This window comes from Neobacillus drentensis (assembly GCF_036965425.1).
Lineage (GTDB): Bacteria > Bacillota > Bacilli > Bacillales > Cytobacillaceae > Neobacillus > Neobacillus drentensis_F.
The window spans coordinates 1-2389 of sequence record NZ_JBALPP010000209.1; the positions used below are offsets into that span (position 1 = coordinate 1).

Consider the following 2389-nt stretch of genomic DNA (forward strand, 5'->3'; position numbering starts at 1 on the left):
GTAATATATTCACTTATTTTAACGGCAGCATTATAAATTTTAAGTAAAATTCCTTTCATGCTGACCTCCATTTTAAAAGATTATTAATAATAAGTTTATACAGTAATGGATAGATCTTTATAGCGATTAGTAGAATTTTTACATTTTTAGGATATTCATCCAATTTTATGGTTCTACTGAAATACTTATTTAAAATATTAGTTACTTTAAAATACTTTTGTTCGTTTTCTTTAAAGCGTCCACTAGATGCTATTAAATTTAGAATAACTAGTGCACTATTTGCGAGTTTTAATGTAACAAGGCCGCTTAGTTCTTGGTAATTTTGATTAATAAAGCAAAACATTTCATCATATATTAGAATCGCATCAATTTTGATATTTTTAATAGCGTTGTCCATCATACTGTTATCACGTTTTAAATAATGATACTTTGGTTCTCCGATACTACAGAGTTTTTTACACTTATGAATTATCTTATAAGTAAATGCAGTATCTTCATATGTCATTCCAACAGGGAATCTTATATCCCCAATTAAGTTTCTTTTAATCAATTTCGTCCATACAACTTCATCATATAATTCACCTTCAAGCATTGCTTTCATAGCTTCATTTCTATTGTGAAAAATTAATTGATGTTTACCGGTAATTAAAGTTTTATGACTATAATGAATCATGCTAGTGCAACAAGCAACATCACCTTCATGCTCTATACACAAATTATATAACAATTCATACATGTCTGATTCAACCCAATCGTCACTATCGACAAATCCTACAAAATCACCTTTTGCAATATCTAGTCCTGCATTTCGTGCAGATGCTAAACCACCATTTTCTTTATGAATTACTTTTATTCTTCTATCTGTCTTGGCATACTCTTCGCAAATAACCCCACAATTATCAGGCGATCCATCGTTTACAAGTATTAGTTCAAAATCTGTAAATGATTGGGTCAGGATAGAATTAATACATTTGTGTATATATTGCTCAACTTTATATACAGGAACAATGATACTAATCTTCGGTTTCAAATTTTTAATTCCTTTCTACATAATATAATTTATAAGTTTTTGAACTTCTTCAGTTGTATCAATTTTATCTTTTGATAAATTCTGACTTACTTTTATACATTCTTCTTTGTTATCGATAAGATATTTAATCTTTCTATATAATGTCTCCTCATTACATTCAACAATAAATCCAGTTTCTCCATCCACAATTTGTTCATATGCCCCAATAAAATTGGTTGTTACAATGGTCTTTTTTAAACATTTTGCTTCTGCGATTGTAAGACAATAACCTTCGTGCCTAGATGTTTGAACATAGATGTCTGCATTGGCGATATATGGATACGGATTTGGAGTTGAACCTAATAAGATGAAATCACTTTTTAAGTTATATTCTTCTATTAATTTCTCATAAATCTTTCTATCATTACCATCACCAACACAATACCATCTTACTTCATAACCCTCTTTAAGCAACTTAGCTAAAGCTTTTATTGCAAGATCCTGACCTTTCTCCTTTGAAAGTCTTCCAACTGTTAATATTTTTGTACCTTTAAATCGTTCATCAAAATACACATTTTCTGCTGACATTTTATTTATTAAATCAAATGAAATGATGTTATTAAAAATCTCGGCCTTGTTTTCAACTGTAGGTACCTTTTCAATTAAGCGTTTCTTGGCCTCTTTTGAAACAACAAAAACTTTATCGAATACATTGTATATTTTTTTATATAATTTCTCATTTATGAGATGTTTAGAAACATCAAAATGAACCCAAGAGATCTTTTTGGTAGCTTTTACTTTATTAGCTATATAGAAATCAATGATATCAGTAGGCCCAGCATATGATATTGCAATATCATAGAGGTTCGTGTTATAAGGGACATCCTTAAATACCTCCTTATAATAATAATATCTATCATTGAATTTTTTAGATAATAAGTAAGAAAAGATAAATGAAGGTATTTTAAACCATTGTCTAAAATTAAGGTAACCTTTAACAGTTTGATTGGGCGGTTGCATTATTATTGGCATAACATTTCTAAACCATTTAACCTCTTTTACATTAACCCAATCTGGAATATATTCCAAAAAAACACCTTTTTTTTCCAATAGCAATATTGTAATATCAAATTTCCCTTTGGGTAGAACTGATAATAAAGACAAGAGCGATTTTTCTACACCACCTATATTCATACTGCCGACCATAAATAAAACTCTTTTCATATTTTAAAAACCACCCTGTCATTATCATGTTCTTTTCTTATATAAGTATTTATTGTTATCCTACTTTTTTTGCAATTTTCATTTCTTTTGTAAAATTAGTGAGTTTATGGCCAAGATTAATTGATGGAACTTCAATAAATCTATAACACAAGTAAG

At 28.7% G+C, this 2389-nt stretch carries 2 protein-coding genes; both read right to left on the reverse strand.

Annotated elements, in window-relative coordinates; translation table 11 throughout:
* Window positions 1–55 precede the first annotated feature (55 nt).
* Window positions 56–1030, reverse strand: a complete 975-nt coding sequence (locus V7161_RS30100) for a glycosyltransferase family 2 protein (protein WP_335716430.1) — start codon at window positions 1028–1030, stop codon at window positions 56–58.
* Between the two features lie 15 nt (window positions 1031–1045).
* Window positions 1046–2233, reverse strand: coding sequence for a glycosyltransferase (locus V7161_RS30105; protein WP_335716431.1), 1188 nt, complete (start codon window positions 2231–2233; stop codon window positions 1046–1048).
* Window positions 2234–2389 lie beyond the last annotated feature (156 nt).

Bases quoted from the DNA above. Each gene is read 5' to 3' on its own strand.
- V7161_RS30105 (WP_335716431.1), bottom strand. From the start codon at position 2,233: ATGAAAAGAGTTTTATTTATGGTCGGCAGTATGAATATAGGTGGTGTA.